This window comes from Bradyrhizobium sp. P5_C12 (genome assembly GCF_054049735.1).
In genome coordinates this window covers 19,282-40,603 of the sequence record NZ_JBFULU010000004.1, presented here as the reverse complement: position 1 = coordinate 40,603, position 21,322 = coordinate 19,282, and the positions used below count along the sequence as shown (strand labels likewise).

Here is a 21,322-nt window from a genome sequence, read left to right as displayed (position 1 = left end):
CGCATTACGCCGCAGCCCTGCGCGTCAGGACCTGCAACTCCTCGCGGCATTCGGCTGCAAACGCCTGAAGCCGCTCCGCGGTGTGTTGGTCGAGGATGGCCTTTGCCAACCTCTCTGCGCGGGCAAGCTGCTGTTTGAGAAATTCGATGCGGGCCATGTGTCACCTTCCGCGGAAGAATTTGACGCAAATTGCTTCGTTTCGATGGAAGTGAGCCTATGGCGAACACCGGATTAATTATGTGAGGCTCGTCACGCTCGGTGCGTCGGGTGGATTAGCTCGCGGCTGCGCGAAGCGCAGTCCGCTGGCGTGATCCACCAAACTCTGCCTCCTCGGATGGAGAAGTGGCGGATTACGCTTCGCTAATCCGCCCTACGTGCGTGCCCGGTCTGCCGCCGCGAAATGCGCCATCTGGCCGGCGTGGGCCTTGGCGAAGGCCGGGCGGGCCGTGGCGCGGGCGACATAGTCACGGCAGGCCGGATGTGCCGTCAGCCCGTCGAAGCGATCGACGACGCGCAGCACGTCCGACATCAGGATGTCGGCGACGGAGAAGGAACCCGCCAGCCAATCGCGATCGGCAAGCACGGGCTCGAGGTGCTTGAGGCGAAGCTTGAGGAAGTCGTCGACGAACTTCACGGCAGGTGAGCCGTCGTCCTTGCCGGTGAACTTGAACATCGTCCAGGGCAAGGCCGGCATCTCCACCGAATTGAGCGCCGCGAACACCCATTCCGTCGCCGTGTTGCGACCGCGCGGATCGGTAGGCATCAGCTTGTCGCTGAGCTCGCCCAGATGCAGCAGGATCGCGCCGCTCTCGAAGATCGAGATGTCGCCGTCGGTCAGCCACGGCACCTGGCCGAACGGCTGGTGCGCGAAATGGGTGGCGCTGCGGTCGCCGAAAGGCGTGCTCGCGACGCGATAGGGCAGTGCGGCTTCTTCGAGCGCCCAGCGCACGCGAAGGTCGCGCACGAAGCCCCGCGGCATCTCGGGAACCCAGTCGAAGGTGGTCAGCGTGAGGTCGGCCATTTGGCGTCTCCATGTCGAGGTCCTGAGCAAAGGACGTGTGACGTGCGCGCGTTCCGACACCGGTGCCAACTCTTTTTGTCGCCGGCGACTTGAGCGGTTAGTCTCGCCCCAAACAACAGGAGGACACCCAATGCCCGCCGCCTTCTTCGTGGTCCGCGCCACCGTCACCGACGCCAGCAAGCGCGCCGCCTTCGACACATGGTACAAGACCGAGCATGTGCCGGACGCAGTGAAGGCATTCGGCGTAGCCAAGGCCTGGCGGTTCTGGAGCCTCGACGATCCCTCGCTGCACCAGGCGATGTATCAGTTCGATGACGAGGCCAAGCTGGCTGCGATGCTGAAGGGCGATGCGCTGAAGCGGCTCGTGGCCGATTTCAACCGCGACTGGCCCGATGTGAAACGCACGCGCGAGACGCTGGTGCTGGCACAGGAGTTTGCGAAGTAGCGTTCGGTGCGTAGCCCGGATGGAGCGCAGCGTAATCCGGGGTTTTTGCGTGATGCCTCGCCGGCCCCGGATTGCGCTGCGCTCCATCCGGGCTACGGCCGTTCCTGTCAGCTTTGACATGAACCTGAACGCGCGATTCAGCCGCAGTTCATCTCGCGGGCCCGACACTGCCTCCGCATCATGCAACGCATGCCCGAGAGGAAGATGTCATGGAACGCCGCAATTTTCTGAAACTCGCATTCGGTGTGACGGCGGGCGCAGCCGCTTTCACGGCCGCCGCACAAGCCGCGCCGCTCTCGCCGCAGCCGCTCGGCGGTCCGGCTGGGATGCCGCAGCCGGATGCAGATGTGCATCCCGCCGTCACCAGCAGCGAGGAAGCCGCGGAGTTGAAGCCCGAGCAGGTGCATTGGCATGGCCACCACCGCGGCTGGGGCCACCGTCACTGGGGCTGGCACCGCCGGCGCTGGCATCGCCGTCACTGGTAAGCGGCTCGCCGATCGAGCGCCGCTCGAGGTCTTGGACGGGGATCGCAGTTGCGGTCCCCGTTTTGATTCGGGGGCTGCTACAGGACTCTGCGGATGAAGCGTTGGCAGGTACCTCAAAAAGAAATGCGCCCAAAAAGAAATGGCCGCGCCAGCCAATGCCGCGCGGCCAATTCGTAATGCGAAAAGAAAAGATCAGAACGGACGGCAGCGGCCGGCGTACCAGCGGAAGCCATAGGGGCACACGCGCGCGCGCGGCACGACAACGACCGGCGCCGGCGCGACCACGACCGGGCCAGGGCGCACAACGACCGCACCGCGCATCGGGCGGCAGCCGCCATAGGCGCCGCGATACCAGCCGGGGCCGCAGCCACCGGCGGCGCTGGCCGCCTCGCTGAAACCAACGACCGCGCTGGCGAGCATCACGGCGGCGAACAGGTATTTCATCTGATCTTCCTTCTTGTCCTTGGGGGGCAGATTCTTGGGGGCAGGTTCTTGGGGGACTGGCGCTTGCGGCGCACAATGAATCAAAAGACACGATTCGACACGTTAAATTTGGGGAGAACGTGCCGACACGTCGCGATCCAAATCTGCCAATCATGACCTGAATGCGGCATGAACACCGCATGCTGCCTGAGGCGACAATCAGGCGTCGCTAGCGGCCGAGAAAGCCCAGCACCAACTCCTTGTACTTCTCCGGTGCCTCCAGGAAGACGAGATGCCCGGTGTCCGGAACCACCTCGGCCCGCGCATTGGGCATCTTCGCGGCCAGTGCTTTCGCGAGCTCGGCGTTCTGCCCCATTTTTGCGCGGAGCGCCTCCGGCGCGTTCGGACGGCCCGGCGCGTTGTGGTCGTCGGCGCCCATGATGAACAGCGTCGGCTCGGTGATCAGCGCGACCTCGTGCGCGACCGGCTCGCGGTAGATCATCTGGCCGGAGCTGACAAAGGCGCGCAGCCAGCGCGGATAGTCGGGGCTGTTCTTGATGTTGAAGCGGGCGTCGATGAACGGTGTGATCTGATCCGGCGGCAGCTTGATCGCGTAATTGGTCTGGAGCTGCTTGCGGTAGCCGTCCGGGGTGAGCTTGTCCTCGGTCTCGATGATCTTCTCGGTCGGCGTCGGCGGCACGTAGAGGCGGTAATCCTCGAGGCCAATTGGGGCCGTTAGAACAAGGTGTGCGACCCGGTCCGGATAGGCGCGGGCGATGCGCACGCCCAGCATGCCGCCGAGCGAATGCGCGACGATCTCGGCCTTGTCGATCTTGAGATGGTCGAGCAGCGCCATGGTGTTGCGCGCCAGCGTGTCGAAATGCAGCTCGCCTGCTGGCTTGGAGGATTTGCCGAAGCCGATCTGGTCCGGCACGACAACGCGAAAACCCGCATCGCTCAGCATCCTGATGACAGGGGCCCAATAGCTCGACGGAAAATTGCGCCCGTGCAGCAGCACGACGGTGCGGCCATTCGGCTGCTGAGGGGCGACGTCCATATAGGCCATGCTGAGCTGCTCGCCGTCGTTGACGACCGGCAGCAGGTGCACGGGATAGGGATAGGCAAAACCTTCGAGCGCGATGCCGTAGGGCTCGCGCTGGATGGTGTCGGCGGCGCGGGATGCAGTGAGCGGGGTGGCGAGGAGGGCGGCGGCGAGGGCGGTCGAGAGGATGCGGTTCATTGAGGTCTCTGTTGTCTGGCACAGTCGTTCCGGGGCGATGCGAAGCATCGAACCCGGAACCTCGAGATTCCCAGGTGCGCAATTGCGCACCACGGTTCGGTCCTGTGGACCGCCCCGGAATGACGCTGGCCATATACGCATGGATGGCCGGGTCAAGCCCGGCCATGACGAGCACGCGAATTCACACGCAAACGTGCGATTTCACGCACCTCGCGTGATCAGTCCTTCCCATTTCCGAACAGCGCGGCAAACTGCTTCTCGCCGGTGCGGGTGAAATTCACCACGCGGCTGCCGGGCGTGGCGTCGCGCGCGGCCCATTTCAACTCGGTGAAGCGCTTCATCATGGCGGCACCGAGCGTGCCGGCGAGATGGTGGCGCCGCTCGCTCCAGTCGAGGCAGGCCTTGCAGACGGGACGGCGCGGGTGGGCGAGCATTTCGGGCGAGATCTGCAAATGCTCCGCCAGGAAGCGCTCGCCGTCCGGCGTCAGTTCGATCTCCTGCTTCTTGTGCTTGACGAGCCGCCGGTTGCGCATGGTGTCGAGCATCTGCACGCCGAGATCGCCGGCGAGGTGGTCATAGCAGATGCGCGCCCGCCGCAGCTCCGGATCCTTCGGCCCCGTGCGCACGCGCATGTGGCCGGTTCGCGCGGCGAGGCCCGCAAGGCCTTCGAGCACGCCGGCGACGTCATCGTCGGTGAGGCGGTAGTAGCGGTGCCGGCCCTGCTTCTCCGGTTCGACCAGCCCTCCGGCCTCGAGCTTCCCAAGATGCGAGCTCGCGGTCTGCGGCGTGATGCCGGCCTCCTGCGCCAGCTCGCTCGCGGTCAGCGCGCGCCCATTCATCAGCGCCGTGAGCATGTTGGCGCGGGCGGGGTCGCCGACCAGCGAAGCGATCATGGCGATGTCGGGTCCTGATTTCATGCTTCGATGGTAGCCGAAGCATTGTAGTCGGGCAAGGGCGTAGGCTCCTGCTGCAAACAAGTCATTGCGAGCGCAGCGAAGCAATCCAGTGCTTCAGCGGCGACGGCGTCGCTTTGCTCGCAGCAACGATCAATCAGGAGGCTCCCATGTCCGTCACCGTCTTCATCCGCTACCAGCTCGATCCGTTCAAGCGCGCGCAGTTCGAGGACTATTCGAAACGCTGGCTCACCATCATCCCGAAATGCGGCGGCGACCTGATCGGTTATTTCATGCCGCATGAGGGCACCAACAACATCGCCTTTGCGCTGATCACCTTCGAGAGCCTCGCCGCCTATGAGGCCTATCGCGCGCGGCTGCGGCAGGACGCCGAAGGCATGGCGAATTTCCATTTCGCCGAGGAGAACAAGTTCATCCTCGCGGAAGAGCGCACATTCCTGCGCAAGGTGGTATTGTAGGCCACGACACCGTTAGCAGGAGACGCCCATGATCGCCGTGATCTTCGAAGTCTGGCCGAAGCCGGAACATCGCCAGAATTATTTCGACCTCGCGGCCGATCTGAAGCCGATCCTCCAAACCATCGACGGCTTCATCTCGGTCGAGCGCTTCGAGAGCCTGACCGAGAAGGGCAAGATCCTGTCGGTGTCGTTCTGGCGCGACGAGGCGGCGGTCGAGGCCTGGCGCAACACGATGGAGCACCGGCGCACCCAGGCCAAGGGCAGGGCACAGATATTTGCCGACTACCGCCTGCGCATCGCCAGCGTCATCCGTGACTACGGCATGAACGATCGCGAGCAGGCGCCCAAGGACAGCCGCGCAGTGCACGACGCGCACTAGCGCTTGCATTTGCGCGCGCTTATGTCTGCGCGGCCAACAAGGGAGAGAAACATGCATGTGACAACCGCTGACAAGCGCGCGACGTTCAAGAAGATGCACGAGAGCGGCTGCTTCATCCTGCCCAATCCGGTCGACGTCGGCAGCGCCAAGGCGTTGCAGCATCTCGGTTTCAAGGCGCTCGCGTCGTCGAGCGCGGGCTTTGCCTGGACCATCGGCAAGGCCGATAATCACGTCACCGTCGACGACGTCTGTCAGCATCTGGCAGCATTGAGCTCGGCGGTCGACATCCCCGTCAACGCCGATTTCGAAGGCGGCTTCGCGGTCGAGCCGGACAAGGTCGCGGAAAATGTCGAGCGCGGGGTACGCACCGGCGTCGCCGGTCTCTCGATCGAGGATTCCACCGGCGACAAGGACAGGCCGATCTACGAGCGCGCGCTTGCGGTCGAGCGCATCAAGGCTTCACGCAAGGCGATCGGCGACAGCGGCACGCTGCTGGTCGGCCGTTGCGAGGCGTATCTGTGGGGCGTGACCGACCTCAAGCTCGTCATCGACCGGCTCACCGCGTACGCCGACGCCGGCGCCGATTGCCTCTACGCGCCGGGCCTGAAGAGCCGCGAGGATATCGCAGCGGTGGTGAAGGCCGTGCATCCAAAGCCGTTCAATCTCCTGATCGGCGGCTCCGGGCTGTCCTTGCAGGAAGCTGCCGATCTCGGCGTGCGCCGGATCAGCATCGGCGGCTCGCTCGCGCGTGCCGCCTGGGGCGGCTTCATGCGCGCGGCCAAGGAGATGGCGGAGCAGGGGACGTTTGCCGAGCTCGGCGGCGGCTATTCCGGCGGCGAGCTCAACAAGATGTTCAGCTAGAGGCAAACGAGAAGCGGCGGGATGTTAGGTCCCGCCGCTCTCTCATCCTCTCGGTGTCATGCCCCGCGAAAGCGGGGCATCCAGTACGCCGTGGCTTCTCGGTCAATCACGACCGTCTCGGAGTACTGGATCGCCCGGTCAAGCCGGGCGATGACAGCTGTGTGTTACGCGATGACATTCGCGACGTTACTGCGACTTGCCACCATCAGACGGAGCGGCCGGATCCGGTGCGGCCGGCTTGCTCGGCGCTGCACCCGTGGTCACACCAGGCGCAGCGTTGTTGCGCGGCGTCACGTCGCGCATGCCGGGAGGCGCCGCTGGATTGGTCGGCGGAGCCTGCTGGGCGGTCTTCGTCGCCGGCTCATTGCTGGCCTGGTTACCGGTGGTCGAATTGTTCAAGCCATAGAACACGGCGCCCAGCACCAGGGCGATAGCCACGGCAAACAGCGCGACCTTGCCGCTGGAGGCGGGGCCTTCGCCCAGCTCCGGGTCCGCCTGGAGGTCGGCATCCCGGCGCGCCGCACGGAGATACTCATCGTCGGCGAAGTTGGGGCGATACGGATCGTTGGGAAAACGGTCATCAGCCATCGATTGGGTCTCCTCGATTATTGCGCCCAGACAATCCATAGATGCGAGATTCTGTTCCGCCCTCCTTGATGCTTTCGTCGCATGTTGCCCTCGCGCGAGGAATCGGGAACCTGTTCATTTTGGAACCGTGCGCGTCGGTTCCATCGAAGGGGAAGGGAACAAGGCGATGTGGAGCTTGCCGCCGAGCGATAGCGTGCTGCATCTGTTGTCGCTGGTCGCGGTCGCAGCGCAAGGCATGACCGCCGCGCTCGCGGCCGGCCGCCGGAGCATGGACTGGCTCGGCGTCTGCTTCCTCGGCTGTATCACCGCGCTCGGCGGCGGCACGTTGCGCGATCTCTTCCTCGGGCACTATCCGCTGGCCTGGGTCGCTCATCCCATCTACCTCGCGCTGGCCGGCGGCGCGGCCTTCCTGACCATCCTGATCGCGCGGCTCGTGCACAGGCTGAAGGTGGCCTTCATCGTGCTCGATGCCATCGGTCTGGTCGTCTTCACCATGGCCGGCTGCGACATCGCCTGGCAGGCGGGTGCCACGCTGCCGATCGTCATCGTCTCCGGCATGGTGACCGGGTGCGCCGGCGGCGTGCTGCGCGACGTGCTCTGCAACGACGTGCCGCTCTTGTTCCGCTCGGAGCTTTACGCCAGCGTTTCGGTGGTGACGGGACTGTTCTACGCGACCGCGTTCGGCCTCAACCTCAACGCCGAGCTATGGACCATCCTCACCTTCATCCTCGGCGTCAGCTTCCGCCCGCTCGCGGTGCGCTACAAATGGGAGATGCCGAAATTCGTCTTCACGGGCGATGAGCGGTAGTTGTTCGCCTCTCCCCGCGTGCGGGGAGAGGGAATCAATTTCCCTTCCGCGCCTTCGCCACCTGCGCCGGCGTCACCAGCGCCGCGGCGTTGCCCCAGGAGTTGCGGATGTAGTTCGTCACCGCGGCGATCTGCTCGTCGGTCAATTGCCTGGCATAGGGCGGCATCTCGCCGGTGTTGGGCGCGCGCGGTGTCGTCACGGTGTGCGCGCCGTCGAGGATGATGCGCAAGGTCGAGGATGGATTGATCGATTGCAGCAGCGCGTTGGCGGGCAAAGGCGGATAGATCCGCGGCGCGCCTGAGCCGTCGGCTTCATGGCAGGCGATGCAGAGCCGCGCATAGACGGCCTGACCGGCTTTCATCTCGGCCTCGTCCGGCGGCGTCCCCGCAGGCTCGCGCCGCGCCGGCGGCAGGCTCTTCAGGTACACCGCGATCGCACGCACATCGGCGTCGCTCATCTTCGAGGTCGAGTTGACGACCACCTCGGCCATCGGCCCGTCGGCATGGCTTTTGGCGTTGCGCCCGCTTTGCAGATATTCGGTGATGTCCTCGGCGCTCCACGATTTCAGGCCGCTGCGCGCGGCGCCGTCGAGCCGCGGCGCGAACCAGCCGCCGACCTCGCTGCCGGACAAGGCCTGCGCCTCCCTGTCTGCGCCAAAATAGTTCTTCGGTGTATGGCAGGCGCCGCAATGACCGAGCCCAGTGACGAGATAGCCGCCTCTGTTCCACGCCGCGCTCTTGCCCTGGTCCGGTTCGAACAGGCCGGGCTTGAAAAAGAAATAGTTCCAGGCCCGCATCAGGCCGCGATAGCCGAACGGCCAGCGCAGCTCCGGCGGCTTGTTGCGGCTCACGACGGGCGGAAGCGTGCCGAGATAGGCCCGGATCGCCAGCGTGTCGTCCTTGGTCATTTTGGTGAAGTAGGGATAGGGGAAGGCCGGGTAGTAGTTCGATCCGTTGGGCGCGACGCCGTAGCGGAGGGCGCGGGTGAAATCGGCATCGGTCCAGACGCCGATCCCGGTCGCGCGGTCCGGCGTCAGGTTCGGCGCGTAGATTGCGCCGAAGGGCGTGTCGATCCGCTTTCCGCCCGCAAACGGCTTTGCGGCGTCAGCGGTGTGACAGCCCGCGCAGTCGCCGGCCTCGACCAGCGCCTTGCCGTAGGCGATCAGTTCCGGCGACGGCTCAGCGGCGAGGGCCGCGCTCCCAACCGCACTGCACAACGCCACCCCCACCAGAGCCAGGCCAGCCAGAATCGTCCGCATCGAAAGCCTCTCCTGCGACCAATCAACGTCGCCTGCGTGAAAGGGGCGTCAATTCGTTTCGCGACGCCGGGGGTATGGTGACACAAATTGAAAATGCCCGGCACCTTCCGGGCACTAAATTGCGATTTTTACCCGGCGCCGTCTCCGGCCCAGATTTGTGATGCGGAGCGTGAAATATCCGACATAGAGTGGCAGAGGTGGTCGGCGCGCCCTAGCTAAAAACAACGGGCAGGCAACGGCTTAAGTCGGCAAGACCCGAACAGGGCGGTAAAGAGGACATAATGGGCATCAACCAGGGTCCGATCAGTCTCGATCAGAAATACACCCAGGACACCGGACACGTCTTCACCACGGGCATCCAGGCGCTGGTTCGTTTGCCCATGGCCCAGATCCGGCGTGACCGCGCCAACGGCCTCAACACCGCAGGCTTCATTTCCGGCTACCGCGGCTCGCCGCTCGGCGGCTACGACCAGCAGCTGTTCGCCGCGCGAAAACATCTCGAGCAATACAACATCAAGTTCCAGCCCGGCGTGAACGAGGACCTGGCCGCGACCGCGGTCTGGGGCTCCCAGCAGCTCAACCTTTCGCCCGGCGCGAAATACGACGGCGTGGTCGGCATCTGGTACGGCAAGGGGCCCGGCGTCGATCGCTGCGGCGATGTGTTCCGCCACGGCAATGCCGCCGGCTCCGCCAAGAACGGCGGCGTCTTGTGCCTCGCCGGCGACGACCACGGCGCAAAGTCCTCGACCGTCCCGCATCAGTCCGACCATGCCTTCATGTCGGCGCTGATGCCTTATCTCTATCCCTCGAGCATCCACGAGATGATCGAGATGGGCCTGCTCGGCATCGCGATGTCGCGCTACTCGGGCTGCTGGGTCGGCATGAAGGTGATCACGGAGACGGTGGAGACCACCGCCGAGATCGACCTCACCGACGAGATGAAGCCCTTCATCATCCCGCCTGATTTCGAGCTTCCGCCCGGCGGCCTCAACCTGCGCTGGCCCGACGACCGCTTCGAGCAGGACCGGCGTCTCCAGGACTACAAGGGCTTTGCCGCGATCGCCTTCGCGCGCGCCAACAAGGTCAACCGCGTCACCATGGATTCCCCGAACGCCCGCTTCGGCATCATGGCATCCGGCAAGAGCTATGAGGACGTCCGGCAGGCGCTGCGCGAGCTCGGCATCACCGAGGAGGTCGCCGCCAAGATCGGTCTCCGCCTCTACAAGATCGGCATGCCCTGGCCGTTGGAGCCGGAAGGCGTGCGGCAGTTCGCGGTCGGCCTCGAAGAGATCTTCATCATCGAGGAACGGCGCGAGATCGTCGAGAACCAGGTCAAGCAGGAGCTGTTCAACTGGCGCGACGACGTCCGCCCCCGCATCGTCGGCAAGATGGACGAGCACGACAAGCGCTTCCTGACCTTCGCCGCCGAACTCAGCGTCGCCTCGCTTGCGACCTCGATCACCGAGCGGCTGCTTCGACTTAATCTCAACCCCGAGATCGCGGAGATGCTCCGCGTCAAGGCCGACTGGTTCAACGGCCGCCAGGCGACCCAGATGCAGGCGGTCGCGCCCGTCTCCCGCACCCCCTATTTCTGCTCCGGCTGCCCGCACAACACATCGACGAAAGTCCCCGAAGGCAGCCGCGCCATGGCCGGCATCGGCTGTCACTTCATGGCGCTGTGGATGGACCGTTCGACCGAGACCTTTACCCATATGGGTGGCGAGGGCGTGCCGTGGGTCGGCATCGCCCCCTTCACCAACGAGAACCACATCTTCGCCAATCTCGGCGACGGCACCTATTTCCACTCCGGCCTGCTCGCCATCCGTCAGGCAGTCGCCTCCAAGACCAACATCACCTACAAGATCCTCTACAACGACGCGGTGGCCATGACCGGCGGCCAGCGCCATGACGGCGATCTCTCGCCGCAGCAGATCACCTTCCAGCTCCACGCCGAGGGCATCCGCGAGATCTATCTGGTCTCGGAAGCGCCCGACACCTATCCCGCCGACACCATCGCGCCCGGCGTGAAGAAGTATCACCGCGACGAGCTCGACCGCGTCATGAGGATGTGCCGCGAGTACAAGGGCACCTCGGCGATCGTGTTCGTGCAGACCTGTGCCGCCGAAAAGCGCCGCCGCCGCAAGCGCGGCCTGATGGAGGATCCGGCGCGCCGCGTCATGATCAACCCGGCCGTCTGCGAGGGCTGCGGCGACTGCTCGGTGCAGTCGAACTGCATCTCGGTCGAGCCGCTGGAGACCGAGTTCGGCCGCAAGCGCGCCATCAACCAGTCGTCCTGCAACAAGGACTATTCCTGCGTGAAGGGCTTCTGTCCGTCGTTCGTCACCATCGACGGCGGCGCGCCGCGTCATCGCGCACCTGGCGAGCTCGCCGACATCGGCGCGCTGCCCGAGCCAGCGTCGCGTCCGACGCTCGACAAGCCCTATAACATTGCCGTCGGCGGCGTTGGCGGCACCGGCGTGCTCACCATCGGCGCGCTGCTCGGCATGGCCGCCCACATCGAGGGCAAGGCCTCGATGATCCTCGACATGTCGGGCCTCGCGCAGAAGGGTGGGGCGGTGYTCAGCCACGTCCGGCTGTCGGATCATCCGGCCGAAGTGACCTGCTCGCGCATCGTCACCGGCACGGCTGATCTGGTGCTCGCGGCCGATGAAGTGGTCGCGGTCGCCAAGGACACGATCTCGCTCTGCGACACCAGCCGCACCCGCGGCATCATCAACAGCCACGTCATTCCCACCGCCGACTTCGTCCTCAACCGCGACTTCAACTTCCAGACCCGCAAGCTGAACGGGTTGCTTGAAACGGCGCTGCACAAGGACTCGGTGTTCTTCGATTTCACCAAGCCGGCCGAGCAGCTGCTCGGCGACAGCATCGCCACCAACATGATGATGATGGGCTACGCCTACCAGAAGGGCCTCTTCCCGCTGTCGGCGGAATCGATCGAGCAGGCGATCGAGGTCAACGGCGTCTCGATCAAGATGAACAAGGAAGCCTTTCGACTCGGCCGCCTCGCGGTCGCGGACCCTGCGCGCCTTGCCGACATGCTGAAGGGAACGGACGAGGTCGTGGCGCCCAAGACCCTGGACGCGATGACGCTGGACGAGATCATCGCGCATCGCGCCAAGCATCTCACCGCCTATCAGAACGGCCGGCTCGCGAAACGCTACCGCAAGCTGGTTGATCAGGTCGGCGACGCCGCCAGGCAGGGCGGCTATGACGAGGCGCTGACGCGCGCGGTCGCGATCAACTACGCCAAGCTGCTCGCCTACAAGGACGAGTACGAGGTTGCCCGACTCTTCACCGACGGCGCCTTCGAGCAGCAGCTCCGCGACCAGTTCGAGGGCGACTTCAAGTTCACCTTCAACCTCGCGCCGCCGATCCTGAGCCACGGCGTCGACGCGCTCGGCCGCCCGAAGAAGCGCGCCTTCGGCCCGTGGATGCTGAAGGCATTCAGGGTGCTCGCAAAATTCAAGTTCCTGCGCGGCACCCCGCTCGACATCTTCGGCCGCAGCGCCGACCGCAAGCTCGAGCGCGACCTGATCGCGGGCTACGAAAAGGACGTCGCCACCGTGCTCGGCCTGTTGTCGCCGCTCACGATCGACACCGCGGTGGAGCTGCTCTCGCTGCCCGACCGCATCCGCGGCTACGGCCCGGTCAAGGAGAAGGCCGTCGCCGACGCCAAGGCCCGCTACGCCCAGCTCGCCGCGGACCTCGCGAGCCCGCCGCCCGCGCCAAGGCAGATCGCGGCGGAGTAGGGAAGGTCCCGATCTCGTAGGGTGGGCAAAGGCGCAAAGCGCCGTGCCCACCACCTCGCCGGAATTGCGCAAGAAGTGGTGGGCACGCTTCGCTTTGCCCACCCTACAGACCTGCGTTTGACAAGGGTTGTGGTCGCGCGATATCAGCAACTTGCGATAGTGAAGCGCGCCGGGGGATACGGTCGTGCGCTATGCGGGGCGGCTATCGATGTCATTGCGCGGTGTCTTGATTGTGTTCTTGGCCGTCGGCGTGTTGGCGACGTTGGGGCTGTACTGGAATCAGCATGCCATCGAACGCATCATGCGCGATGGCTATGGCACCACGGGAAAGATCACGTCGGCCGAGGCCGTCTCGTCGCGGTTTCCGTTCGTGTTCGACGGAGCCTGGCCCCGCTATGTCGACGAAAACCTGTCGATCGGACTGCAATGGACCGGACGGGACGGCGTTCAACGCGAGCGCAAGGGTATCGCGGTCAGCGCCGCCTATGCGGCGCGGATCACGGTTGGCAATCAGCTCAGGCTCCTGACGATCCCCATTCAAGTCATTGACGACGATTCATCTCTTCCGGTGATTGTCGAGGATCTCGGCGACCATCTGAGCCATATCCGGTTCACGTCCAGGTTCATGCTGGCGGGAGCAGGTGTTTGCGCCGTGATTCTGGTGCTCGTGATCGGATGGCAGGCATGGTCGGCGCGTCGAAGCGGGCCGGGGCGCGCCGCAATCGCCACCGGATCGCGGCGTCCGGTTCCTTTCATCCTCGCGATGCTGACCGCCGTGATGCTTCTGTTCGGCGGCTACATGCTGGTGAACTCCTATGCCGAGCAAAGCACGTTGAAGGAGATCCTCGACCACGGCGACGAGGCCACTGCGGATATCACGCGTGCCTATGGTGAAGTGAACAAGGCCGGAGAGGCTCCGAGCTATCTCGTCACCCTGGCGTGGACGGACAAGGCCGGACAACAGCAGACCTACGGGCCGACCCATATCAGCCCGGCGTTCTGGCGCCAGATCACGCGGAACGGGGTCCAGACGGTCAGGCAGGCCAGGATCCGGTATCTCGCTGGCCGGCCGGATGCGCGGCCTCTGATCGTCGACGACGCAGCCGAAGCCCAATATCAGAACAGTTTTGGCGTGAAGGGCGGCGCGGTTTTTCTCGCTATCGGCCTGATCCTCGCCGGGGTGACAACGTTCCGCTATCGCGCGCGCCCGAGCGCGGCTTGATTGCGGGAGAGGACCGTAGGGTAGCCAAAGGCCGGGCCTACCGTACGATGTCTCGACTAACTCGCGCCTCGCAACGTTCGGAAAAGAAAAGCCGCGCCGAATGCCAGAGTCGTCGCGACAATGACCATGGCGAAAAATATGGTGAAAGCCGCTGACACGGTCGCTGCCGCGCCCACGTCCCTGTAGCAATCGATGCCAATCATCTTTTCAGTCGAAGCTTCTTCGCCAATCAAAGTGAGCTGGAACGCCACGAAGAATAGCCAAACGATGAGGCAAGTGAAGAAGTAGACGCGATTGGAGAGCAAGATCAGTGATATTGCTGCCGGGATCAGCATCAAGCCACTGAACAGAAACCAGGATGCGGGCACGCTGTTTCCGGAGTCGGCGCAGGCGGCATTAAAATGATATGAATACCAGGTCCACTGGCCATCGAGCAGAAGGCCCGACAAGACAAAGCAAGCGAAGAGAATTGACCGTCTGATCGGCACTCAGCGGATTCCTCACCGGTAGCGTCGGCCAAGGCGACTGCGGTCAGCATAGAGCAGGGCGTTCATACCGCACCTGAACGTTTTGCGCAGTTTCTCTGCAGCTCCACGGAGCCCAAACTCTGGTCACCCCATTTGAACGTGGGGATCCCGCGGGTCGGGTCCGTACTTGTTCGAGCCAACGGTGCCGGGCAGGACGCCAAGTTCAACGATTGCCCACGCAGTCAGGCCGAATGATGCGGCGTCAAGGATAACGTCCAGATCCGACATTTGTCCCACGTAGTGGCAGACCGCTGGGCCGAGGTAGAACAGCAACAACCACCAGCCGCTCTTGTTACGATCATGCAGGCGTTTCCGCCCGACCGCGATGGCAGCCACCCCAGCAAGGGCGTGACGAGAAACATCACCAAGGTGGCAATGATCCATAAAGGCCAAGAGATCGGGAGCGGCCGATGACCCTGGCCACGACACCATCCCTTGCGTTGCCCGTCGGGCAACACACCCACGCCGTGGGTCAATCCCCGCGCGCAAGTATATTCCGCTTTACCGAAATTCTGAATTGTCGTATTCATACCGTCATCTCATCCCTCTCAGAGGGGCGTATCGCGATCGTCACGAAACGCGGGGTGAGTGGCGGTGGACGCGGGCGGCGTCGGCGCGAAGGCGGTTGCAGGGCGGGTCACACCGTGAGCGAAGGCCAGCGCGCACACGACCGGTGCAGCCTGAGTACGGCAAAATCGTGTGGTCCTGACGCCCGGGGTCTGTGCGTCAAGTCTTGCGGTGATGTGGCGGCCCGACCGGGTTCGCAACCTCAGCCATCCGCAAGGCGACGGGGGCAATAGTGCATCGCTCCCCGGGGAGAGCGCGACATAAGCCGTCAAGCCACTGCGCAGGGAAGGCCGGATGTTTGGCTTCACCTGTATGCCGCTGTGCATTTGTTTCCAGCGCATTTGCGCACAGCGGACCGTGGGTGCCCAGCCGGCACCCGGTCTTCCCTGCGCCCTCTGTTCCGACAGGGCAGCAAGACGGAAGCAAAGCTCGGGCAAAACTGCCGCGAGGACGCGGGGGTGTGTCTGCAGTCGAGATGTGAGTTGAAACAGCGACGTCAGTGCCCACGAACTCCGTCATTGCGAGCGCAGCGAAGCAATCCAGCGTCTCTCCGCGGAGGCATTCTGGATTGCTTCGTCGCAAGGGCTCCTCGCAATGACGGCGATGGAGGCAGGGCGGCTTCCAATCCACCTCCCGCAGTCCGGATGATGCGGGAGTTGCGCCAAGCCGCTGCCCTCTCGCCCGACGGAATATTTCCGCGCTTGCCAATCCGGCCACCGCGGTTCAGAAAAACGGAGCAACAAGAAACGCGAGCGGAGACCTCTGTTTTGACCATCAAGGGCAAGGCCTACATTGCCGGGATCTACGAGCACCCGACCCGGCATGCGCCGGACAAATCCACCGCGCAGCTCCACGCCGAGGTCGCCAAGGGCGCGATCGAGGATGCCGGGCTCAGCAAGGACGATGTCGACGGCTATTTCTGCGCCGGCGATGCCCCGGGCGGCGCCTGGCCGATGGTGGATTATCTCGGTCTGAATACCAAAAAGCTCCGCCATGTCGATTCCACCGAAACCGGCGGCTGTTCCTACATCATCCATCTCGGCCATGCCGCTGAAGCGATCGCGGCCGGCAAGTGCTCGATCGCGCTGATCACGCTCGCCGGCAAGCCGCGCACCGGCGTGATGCCGCCGCGCGCGGCCGGCGCGGAAGCCGATTTCGAGTCCGCTTACGGTGCAACCACGCACAATGCCTACGGCATGTGTGCCATGCGCCACATGCACGACTATGGCACCACCTCCGAGCAGCTCGCCTGGATCAAGGTCGCCGCCTCGCACCACGCGCAATACAATCCGCATGCGATGCTCAAGGACGTCGTCACCGTCGAGGACGTCTTGAACTCGCCGATGATCTCCGATCCCTTGCATCGCATGGATTGCTGCGTCGTTTCCGACGGCGGCGGCGCGCTGATCGTGACGACGCCGGAGATCGCGAAGAGCCTGAAGAAGCCGCTGGTCAAGCTGATCGGTCACGGCGAGGCGATGAAGGGCCCGCGCGGCGGCAAGGATCTCGATCTGACCTATTCCGCCGGAATCTGGTCCGGCCCGCGCGCATTCGAGGAAGCCGGCATCACGCCGAAGGACATCAAATACGCCTCGATCTATGACAGCTTCACCATCACCGTCTTGATGCAGCTCGAGGACCTCGGCTTCTGCAAGAAGGGCGAGGGCGGCAAGTTCGTCGCCGACGGCAATCTGATCTCGGGCGTCGGCAAGCTGCCGTTCAACACCGACGGCGGCGGCCTCTGCAGCAACCATCCCGTCAACCGCGGCGGCATGACCAAGATCATCGAGGCCGTGCGGCAGTTGCGCGGCGAGGCGCATCCGAAGGTGCAGGTCAAGAACTGCGATCTCGCCATCGCCCACGGCACCGGCGGCCTTCTGGGAGTTCGCCACGCCGCCTCGACCGCCATTCTGGAGCGCGTGTGATGGTAGATGCAAAGAAATATCCAGCCCCGGTGACCAACCCGGAGACCGCGGCGTTCTGGGAAGCTGCCAAGCAGGGCAAGTTCATGATCAAGCGCTGCACCGCCTGCGGCGAGGCGCACTACTTCCCCCGCGCGATCTGCCCGTTCTGCTACTCGGACAAGACGGTGTGGGAGGAGTCTTCGGGCGAGGCCACGATCTATACCTGGAGCCTGATGCGGAAGTCGCCGACCGGTCCTTACGCGATCGGCTACGTCACGCTGAAGGAGGGCCCGTCGCTCCAGACCAATTTCGTTGATTGCGATCTGACGACGCTGAAGATCGGCCAGAAGGTGAAAGTGGTGTTCAAGCCGACCGACGGCGCACCGCTGCCGTTCTTCACGCCGGTCTGACTTCTTCCCTTCTCCCTCCTGTCCGCCGAAGCCTTGGCGAAGGCGGATGTGGGAGAAGGTGGCGCGAAGCGCCGGATGAGGGGTCTGTCTCCACGGAAAGACTCTGTGTGCGGAGCCAACCCCTCACCCAAATGAGTTTGCCGCACTGTCCTTGCAGCCCTCTCCCACCAAGGGAGAGGGCACTTCGACTGGCAGCGGCGCATAAGAATGCCGGGAGGAAACAAACAAAATGTCCGCCAGATACGAAGAACTCAAAGGCCTGAAAAACCTCGGGCAGAAATACGCCTACGGCGATCGCGAGGTGATGCTCTACGCCTATGGCATCGGGCTCGGCGCCGATCCGATGGACGAGAAGGAGCTCGCCTTCGTCAACGAAGGCACGCTGACGCCGCGGCCGCTCAAGGTGGTGCCGACGTTTGCCTCCGTGGCGGCGTGGGGCTCCGGGCCGGGCGAGATGAACCTCAACCGCGTCATGATCGTCGACGGCGAGCGCGACATCACCTTCCACCAGCCGCTGCCGGTGGCCGCGAACATCACCGCCGATTCCTCCGTGATCGAGGTCTACGACAAGGGCAAGGACAAGGGCGTGGTGATCAGCCACCAGACCGTGCTCAAGAACGAGAAGGGCGAGAAGCTTGCGACGCTGGTCGCCTCGCGCTTTGCCCGCGGCGACGGCGGCTTTGGCGGGCCGAACCTGACCAAGCCCGATCTGCACAAGATCCCGTCGCGCGCGCCCGACAAGACCATCGACATCACCACGCGCCCCGACCAGGCGCTGGTCTATCGGCTCTGCGGTGACCGCAATCCGCTGCATAGCGATCCCGAGTTTGCGAAGAAGGCCGGCTTCCCGCGCCCGATTCTGCACGGCATGTGCACCTACGGCATCACCTGCCGCGGCGTGCTCCAGACCTACGCCGACTACGACGCGAGCGCCTTCCGCCAGCACGTCGCGCGGTTCTCCTCGCCGGTCTATCCCGGCGAGACCGTCACCATGGACCTCTGGAAGGACGGCAATGTGATCTCCTTCGAAGCCAAGGTGAAGTCGCGCGGCGTCACCGTGATCAAGAGCGGCAAGACGGTGCTGGGTTAGGTCGGTCTCGTGCCGCGGACGCAGCGCAGCACGCAGTGATGCGCTGCTGAGCCGGGGCCCAGAGGACGTAGCAAGGAACTGGGTCCCGGCTCTGCGACGCAGCGTTTCACGCTGCATCGCGTCCGGGACACGAGAGAACAAGGGACACGAGAGAACAAAAACAAACAGGGAGAAGCCACCATGGGATTACTCGACGGCAAGGTTGCGCTGATCACCGGCGCGGGCGGCGGGCTTGGTGAGGCCTACGCAAGACTGTTCGCGCGGGAAGGGGCATCCGTCGTCGTCAACGACCTCGGCGGCCCCCGCGACGGCTCCGGCGCCGACAAGTCGATGGCGCAGCTTGTGGTGGACGCGATCAAGGCGGAAGGCGGCAAGGCCGTGGCCAACGGCGCCGACATCTCCACCATGGAGGGCGGCCAGTCGGTGTTCGACGACGCCATCAAGCACTTTGGCCGCGCCGACATCCTCGTCAACAATGCCGGCATCTTGCGCGACCAGACCTTTTCCAAGGCCTCGGAGGCCGACTGGGACAAGGTGATCAAGGTCCACCTCAAGGGTACCTTTTGTTGCACCATGCCGGTGTTTCGCTGGATGCGGGAAAACGGCGGCGGCGTCATCGTCAACACCTCCTCGACGTCCGGCCTGATCGGCAATTTCGGCCAGACCAATTACGGCGCGGCCAAGGGCGGCATCTGGGGCCTGTCCAACGTGCTGGCGATCGAGGGCCGCAAATACAACATCCGGATCTGGACGCTGGCCCCGGGCGCCTTGACCCGCATGACCGCAGACCTGCCCCGCTATAAGGAGAACCCCTCGGCGGCGCTGGGGCCGGACGGCATCGCGCCGGCCGTGCTATACATGGTCAGCGACTTGTCGGGCGACCAGACCGGCAAGGTGTTGGGCGTGTCCGGGCCCCGCGGCGTGCGCGAAATGCGGATGATGGAAATGGAAGGCTGGAAACCGCCGCACACGGGCTGGAAGGCCCAGGACATCGCCGATCATGCCAAGGAGATCTTCTTCTCCGAGGAGCAGATCAAGATGGGTGCGCGGCGGTTTTAGCCGTTGTTGTCGTTCCGGGGCGGCTCGAAGAGCCGAACCCGGAACCTCGAGATTCCGGGTTCGCGCTGCGCGCGCCCCGGAATGACGGAGAAAGAGAGAGACTGATGAAACTGACCGCCGACGCCAAGGGCACCTTCGCAATCGCGCCGACGCCGTTCCACGATGATGGCCGGATCGACGAGCGCTCGATCGACCGCCTGACCGATTTCTACGAGGAGGTCGGCTGCGACGGCGTCACGGTGCTGGGCATCCTCGGTGAGGCGCCGAAGCTCGATGCCGCCGAGGCCGAGCAGGTGGCGGTGCGCTTCGTCAAGCGCGCCAAGAAGATGCAGGTGATCGTCGGCGTCTCCGCACCGGGATTTGCCACCATGCGCTCGCTGGCGAAGGCCTCGATGGACGCGGGCGCGGCCGGCGTGATGATCGCGCCGCCGCCGTCGCTCCGCACCGACGACCAGATCGTCGGCTACTTCAAGCAGGCGGCGGAAGCGATCGGGCCGGACGTGCCCTGGGTGCTCCAGGACTATCCGCTGACCTTGCAGGTGGTGTTCACCCCGGCCGTGATCCGCAAGATCGTCATGGACAATCCGAACTGCGTGATGCTCAAGCACGAGGACTGGCCGGGGCTCGAAAAGATCTCGACGCTGCGCGGCTTCCAGAAGGACGGCTCGCTCCGTCCGCTCTCGATCCTCTGCGGCAATGGCGGCACGTTCCTCGATTTCGAGATGGAGCGCGGCGCCGACGGCGCCATGACCGGCTATGCGTTCCCCGAGTTGTTGATCGACGTCGTGAACCTCTCCAAGGCCGGCAAGCGCGATGCCGCGCATGACCTGTTCGACGCGCATCTGCCACTGATCCGTTACGAGCAGCAGCCGGGCGCGGGCCTGGCCGTGCGCAAACACGTGCTCCAGAAGCGCGGCATCATCGCTTCCAGCGCGCAGCGCAAGCCGGGCGCGACCATCACGCCGGCGGCAAAGGCCGAGGTCGAGTATCTCTTGTCGCGCGTGGCGAAGGTCGACAAGCGCGCCAATCTCCAGCCGCAATCCAGCGCCGCAGGTTAGTTGCATGGCCGAGACCGCCGCATCACGCCCCGCGTCGACGATCCTCCTGCTCCGTGACGGAACGGCTGTCGACGGCAAGAGCCGCGACGAGGTGGAAGTCTTCATGATGGTCCGCCATCATCAGATCGAGTTCAACTCGGGTGCGCTGGTGTTTCCCGGCGGCAGCGTCGATGCCGGCGACAACGAGATTGTCGCCCGCGCTGACCTCTATTCGGGCGGCGAGGGCCTCAGCGAAGCGGAGCGCGGTTTCCGTATCGCCGCGATCCGCGAGACTTTTGAGGAAAGCGGCATCCTGCTGGCGCGCTCCAGGGACTCGGGCACGCCGATCGACGCCAGGCGCGCCGGCGAGATCGCGGATGCGCATCGCGTCGCGCTCAACGAGCACAAAATCAGCTTCCTCAGCATTCTCGCCGACAACGGCCTCCAGCTCGCGCTGGACACGCTGGTGCCTTATGCGCACTGGATCACGCCGGAGGGCATGCCGAAGCGGTTCGACACCTGGTTCTTCCTCGCGGCTGCGCCGCCCGACCAACTCGGCGCCCATGACGGGCGGGAGTCGACGGACTCGATCTGGGTCTCGCCGCGCGCGGCGGTGGAGGGCGGTGAAAGCGGCCGCTTCAAGCTGCCGTTCCCGACCACGCGCAACCTGATCCGGCTGGCAAAGCAGGCCAGCGTAGGCGCCGCGCTCGACCATGCCCGCGGCATGTCGATCGTCACGGTGATGCCGGTCATGACCAAGACCGAAACCGGCCGGCAGCTCCGCATCCCCCGCGAGGCCGGCTATGACGGCGAGGTGTTCGAGGTCGGCGCAGTCGGCTAATACACTTCGACA

23 protein-coding genes are annotated in these 21,322 nt (G+C 64.6%); 14 read left to right on the top strand and 9 right to left on the bottom strand.

Features of this window, described 5'->3' with window-relative positions; all coding sequences use genetic code 11:
* Nucleotides 1-4 precede the first annotated feature (4 nt).
* Together ACXJMY_RS04545 and ACXJMY_RS04540 are read right to left on the bottom strand one after the other, a co-directional pair.
* On the bottom strand, nt 5-157 hold the full coding sequence (locus ACXJMY_RS04545; protein ID WP_456618135.1) for a hypothetical protein: 153 nt from the start codon (nt 155-157) through the stop codon (nt 5-7).
* A gap of 213 nt (nt 158-370) precedes the next feature.
* A complete protein-coding gene (locus ACXJMY_RS04540; RefSeq protein WP_456618134.1) occupies nt 371-1,021 on the bottom strand; it encodes a glutathione S-transferase family protein in 651 nt (216 codons plus the stop codon).
* 130 nt (nt 1,022-1,151) lie between these two features.
* Here ACXJMY_RS04540 and ACXJMY_RS04535 point away from each other — a divergent pair, with 130 nt between their 5' ends.
* Both ACXJMY_RS04535 and ACXJMY_RS04530 read left to right on the top strand, forming a co-directional pair.
* Complete coding sequence (locus ACXJMY_RS04535) at nt 1,152-1,466, top strand: hypothetical protein (protein ID WP_456618133.1); 315 nt, start codon at nt 1,152-1,154, stop codon at nt 1,464-1,466.
* A gap of 209 nt (nt 1,467-1,675) precedes the next feature.
* Nucleotides 1,676-1,951, top strand: coding sequence for a twin-arginine translocation signal domain-containing protein (locus ACXJMY_RS04530; RefSeq protein WP_456618132.1), 276 nt, complete (start codon nt 1,676-1,678; stop codon nt 1,949-1,951).
* A gap of 192 nt (nt 1,952-2,143) precedes the next feature.
* Here ACXJMY_RS04530 and ACXJMY_RS04525 read toward each other — a convergent pair whose 3' ends face one another.
* The 3 genes from ACXJMY_RS04525 to ACXJMY_RS04515 form a co-directional block, all read right to left on the bottom strand.
* The gene (locus ACXJMY_RS04525; protein WP_456618131.1) at nt 2,144-2,395 is read right to left on the bottom strand and encodes a GCG_CRPN prefix-to-repeats domain-containing protein; all 252 of its coding nucleotides are present in this window, start codon (nt 2,393-2,395) and stop codon (nt 2,144-2,146) included.
* Nucleotides 2,396-2,603: 208 nt separating this feature from the next.
* Complete coding sequence (locus tag ACXJMY_RS04520) at nt 2,604-3,614, bottom strand: alpha/beta fold hydrolase (RefSeq protein WP_456618130.1); 1,011 nt, start codon at nt 3,612-3,614, stop codon at nt 2,604-2,606.
* A 218-nt stretch (nt 3,615-3,832) separates the two neighbouring features.
* Complete coding sequence (locus ACXJMY_RS04515; protein WP_456618129.1) at nt 3,833-4,531, bottom strand: metalloregulator ArsR/SmtB family transcription factor; 699 nt, start codon at nt 4,529-4,531, stop codon at nt 3,833-3,835.
* Between the two features lie 146 nt (nt 4,532-4,677).
* Between ACXJMY_RS04515 and ACXJMY_RS04510 the strand changes: the two genes are divergently transcribed.
* From ACXJMY_RS04510 to ACXJMY_RS04500, 3 genes are read left to right on the top strand one after another with little or no spacing between them, the layout of a single operon-like run.
* On the top strand, nt 4,678-4,986 hold the full coding sequence (locus ACXJMY_RS04510; protein WP_027555111.1) for an NIPSNAP family protein: 309 nt from the start codon (nt 4,678-4,680) through the stop codon (nt 4,984-4,986).
* Nucleotides 4,987-5,014: 28 nt separating this feature from the next.
* On the top strand, nt 5,015-5,365 hold the full coding sequence (locus ACXJMY_RS04505) for an antibiotic biosynthesis monooxygenase family protein (RefSeq protein WP_456618128.1): 351 nt from the start codon (nt 5,015-5,017) through the stop codon (nt 5,363-5,365).
* A gap of 51 nt (nt 5,366-5,416) precedes the next feature.
* A complete protein-coding gene (locus tag ACXJMY_RS04500; protein ID WP_456618127.1) occupies nt 5,417-6,226 on the top strand; it encodes an isocitrate lyase/PEP mutase family protein in 810 nt (269 codons plus the stop codon).
* Nucleotides 6,227-6,412: 186 nt separating this feature from the next.
* Here the strand turns inward: ACXJMY_RS04500 and ACXJMY_RS04495 are convergent, their stop codons facing one another.
* A complete protein-coding gene (locus tag ACXJMY_RS04495) occupies nt 6,413-6,814 on the bottom strand; it encodes a hypothetical protein (protein ID WP_456618126.1) in 402 nt (133 codons plus the stop codon).
* A gap of 166 nt (nt 6,815-6,980) precedes the next feature.
* Between ACXJMY_RS04495 and ACXJMY_RS04490 the strand changes: the two genes are divergently transcribed.
* On the top strand, nt 6,981-7,622 hold the full coding sequence (locus tag ACXJMY_RS04490) for a trimeric intracellular cation channel family protein (RefSeq protein ID WP_456618125.1): 642 nt from the start codon (nt 6,981-6,983) through the stop codon (nt 7,620-7,622).
* A 34-nt stretch (nt 7,623-7,656) separates the two neighbouring features.
* Here ACXJMY_RS04490 and ACXJMY_RS04485 read toward each other — a convergent pair whose 3' ends face one another.
* Nucleotides 7,657-8,880, bottom strand: coding sequence for a c-type cytochrome (locus ACXJMY_RS04485; protein WP_456618124.1), 1,224 nt, complete (start codon nt 8,878-8,880; stop codon nt 7,657-7,659).
* 281 nt (nt 8,881-9,161) lie between these two features.
* Between ACXJMY_RS04485 and ACXJMY_RS04480 the strand changes: the two genes are divergently transcribed.
* Both ACXJMY_RS04480 and ACXJMY_RS04475 read left to right on the top strand, forming a co-directional pair.
* A complete protein-coding gene (locus ACXJMY_RS04480) occupies nt 9,162-12,653 on the top strand; it encodes an indolepyruvate ferredoxin oxidoreductase family protein (protein WP_456618123.1) in 3,492 nt (1,163 codons plus the stop codon).
* A 184-nt stretch (nt 12,654-12,837) separates the two neighbouring features.
* Complete coding sequence (locus ACXJMY_RS04475) at nt 12,838-13,875, top strand: hypothetical protein (RefSeq protein WP_456618122.1); 1,038 nt, start codon at nt 12,838-12,840, stop codon at nt 13,873-13,875.
* A 56-nt stretch (nt 13,876-13,931) separates the two neighbouring features.
* On the opposite strand, the gene ACXJMY_RS04470 is transcribed toward ACXJMY_RS04475, so the two are convergent.
* Complete coding sequence (locus ACXJMY_RS04470; protein ID WP_456618121.1) at nt 13,932-14,363, bottom strand: hypothetical protein; 432 nt, start codon at nt 14,361-14,363, stop codon at nt 13,932-13,934.
* A 123-nt stretch (nt 14,364-14,486) separates the two neighbouring features.
* Entirely contained in the window at nt 14,487-14,786 is a 300-nt protein-coding gene (locus tag ACXJMY_RS04465) for a DUF805 domain-containing protein (protein WP_456618345.1), read from the bottom strand.
* A gap of 950 nt (nt 14,787-15,736) precedes the next feature.
* Here ACXJMY_RS04465 and ACXJMY_RS04460 point away from each other — a divergent pair.
* The 6 genes from ACXJMY_RS04460 to ACXJMY_RS04435 all read left to right on the top strand — a co-directional run bounded on the left by ACXJMY_RS04460 (nt 15,737) and on the right by ACXJMY_RS04435 (nt 21,310).
* Nucleotides 15,737-16,894: a thiolase domain-containing protein gene (locus ACXJMY_RS04460; protein ID WP_253571758.1), complete on the top strand. Its 1,158-nt coding sequence runs from the start codon at nt 15,737-15,739 to the stop codon at nt 16,892-16,894.
* Nucleotides 16,894-17,283, top strand: coding sequence for a Zn-ribbon domain-containing OB-fold protein (locus ACXJMY_RS04455; protein WP_456618120.1), 390 nt, complete (start codon nt 16,894-16,896; stop codon nt 17,281-17,283). Before ACXJMY_RS04460 ends, ACXJMY_RS04455 begins: the two co-directional genes overlap by 1 nt.
* A 229-nt stretch (nt 17,284-17,512) precedes the next feature.
* Complete coding sequence (locus tag ACXJMY_RS04450) at nt 17,513-18,373, top strand: MaoC/PaaZ C-terminal domain-containing protein (protein WP_456618119.1); 861 nt, start codon at nt 17,513-17,515, stop codon at nt 18,371-18,373.
* Between the two features lie 180 nt (nt 18,374-18,553).
* A complete protein-coding gene (locus ACXJMY_RS04445; protein WP_456618118.1) occupies nt 18,554-19,432 on the top strand; it encodes an SDR family oxidoreductase in 879 nt (292 codons plus the stop codon).
* A gap of 104 nt (nt 19,433-19,536) precedes the next feature.
* A complete protein-coding gene (locus ACXJMY_RS04440) occupies nt 19,537-20,490 on the top strand; it encodes a dihydrodipicolinate synthase family protein (protein ID WP_456618117.1) in 954 nt (317 codons plus the stop codon).
* Nucleotides 20,491-20,494: 4 nt separating this feature from the next.
* Complete coding sequence (locus ACXJMY_RS04435) at nt 20,495-21,310, top strand: NUDIX hydrolase (RefSeq protein ID WP_456618116.1); 816 nt, start codon at nt 20,495-20,497, stop codon at nt 21,308-21,310.
* The last annotated feature ends 12 nt before the right edge of the window (nt 21,311-21,322 follow it).

Bases quoted from the DNA above. Each gene is read 5' to 3' on its own strand.
- ACXJMY_RS04545 (WP_456618135.1), bottom strand. From the start codon at position 157: ATGGCCCGCATCGAATTTCTCAAACAGCAGCTTGCCCGCGCAGAGAGG.
- ACXJMY_RS04540 (WP_456618134.1), bottom strand. From the start codon at position 1,021: ATGGCCGACCTCACGCTGACCACCTTCGACTGGGTTCCCGAGATGCCG.
- ACXJMY_RS04535 (WP_456618133.1), top strand. From the start codon at position 1,152: ATGCCCGCCGCCTTCTTCGTGGTCCGCGCCACCGTCACCGACGCCAGC.
- ACXJMY_RS04530 (WP_456618132.1), top strand. From the start codon at position 1,676: ATGGAACGCCGCAATTTTCTGAAACTCGCATTCGGTGTGACGGCGGGC.
- ACXJMY_RS04525 (WP_456618131.1), bottom strand. From the start codon at position 2,395: ATGAAATACCTGTTCGCCGCCGTGATGCTCGCCAGCGCGGTCGTTGGT.
- ACXJMY_RS04520 (WP_456618130.1), bottom strand. From the start codon at position 3,614: ATGAACCGCATCCTCTCGACCGCCCTCGCCGCCGCCCTCCTCGCCACC.
- ACXJMY_RS04515 (WP_456618129.1), bottom strand. From the start codon at position 4,531: ATGAAATCAGGACCCGACATCGCCATGATCGCTTCGCTGGTCGGCGAC.
- ACXJMY_RS04510 (WP_027555111.1), top strand. From the start codon at position 4,678: ATGTCCGTCACCGTCTTCATCCGCTACCAGCTCGATCCGTTCAAGCGC.
- ACXJMY_RS04505 (WP_456618128.1), top strand. From the start codon at position 5,015: ATGATCGCCGTGATCTTCGAAGTCTGGCCGAAGCCGGAACATCGCCAG.
- ACXJMY_RS04500 (WP_456618127.1), top strand. From the start codon at position 5,417: ATGCATGTGACAACCGCTGACAAGCGCGCGACGTTCAAGAAGATGCAC.
- ACXJMY_RS04495 (WP_456618126.1), bottom strand. From the start codon at position 6,814: ATGGCTGATGACCGTTTTCCCAACGATCCGTATCGCCCCAACTTCGCC.
- ACXJMY_RS04490 (WP_456618125.1), top strand. From the start codon at position 6,981: ATGTGGAGCTTGCCGCCGAGCGATAGCGTGCTGCATCTGTTGTCGCTG.
- ACXJMY_RS04485 (WP_456618124.1), bottom strand. From the start codon at position 8,880: ATGCGGACGATTCTGGCTGGCCTGGCTCTGGTGGGGGTGGCGTTGTGC.
- ACXJMY_RS04465 (WP_456618345.1), bottom strand. From the start codon at position 14,786: ATGGATCATTGCCACCTTGGTGATGTTTCTCGTCACGCCCTTGCTGGG.
- ACXJMY_RS04455 (WP_456618120.1), top strand. From the start codon at position 16,894: ATGGTAGATGCAAAGAAATATCCAGCCCCGGTGACCAACCCGGAGACC.
- ACXJMY_RS04450 (WP_456618119.1), top strand. From the start codon at position 17,513: ATGTCCGCCAGATACGAAGAACTCAAAGGCCTGAAAAACCTCGGGCAG.
- ACXJMY_RS04445 (WP_456618118.1), top strand. From the start codon at position 18,554: ATGGGATTACTCGACGGCAAGGTTGCGCTGATCACCGGCGCGGGCGGC.
- ACXJMY_RS04440 (WP_456618117.1), top strand. From the start codon at position 19,537: ATGAAACTGACCGCCGACGCCAAGGGCACCTTCGCAATCGCGCCGACG.
- ACXJMY_RS04435 (WP_456618116.1), top strand. From the start codon at position 20,495: ATGGCCGAGACCGCCGCATCACGCCCCGCGTCGACGATCCTCCTGCTC.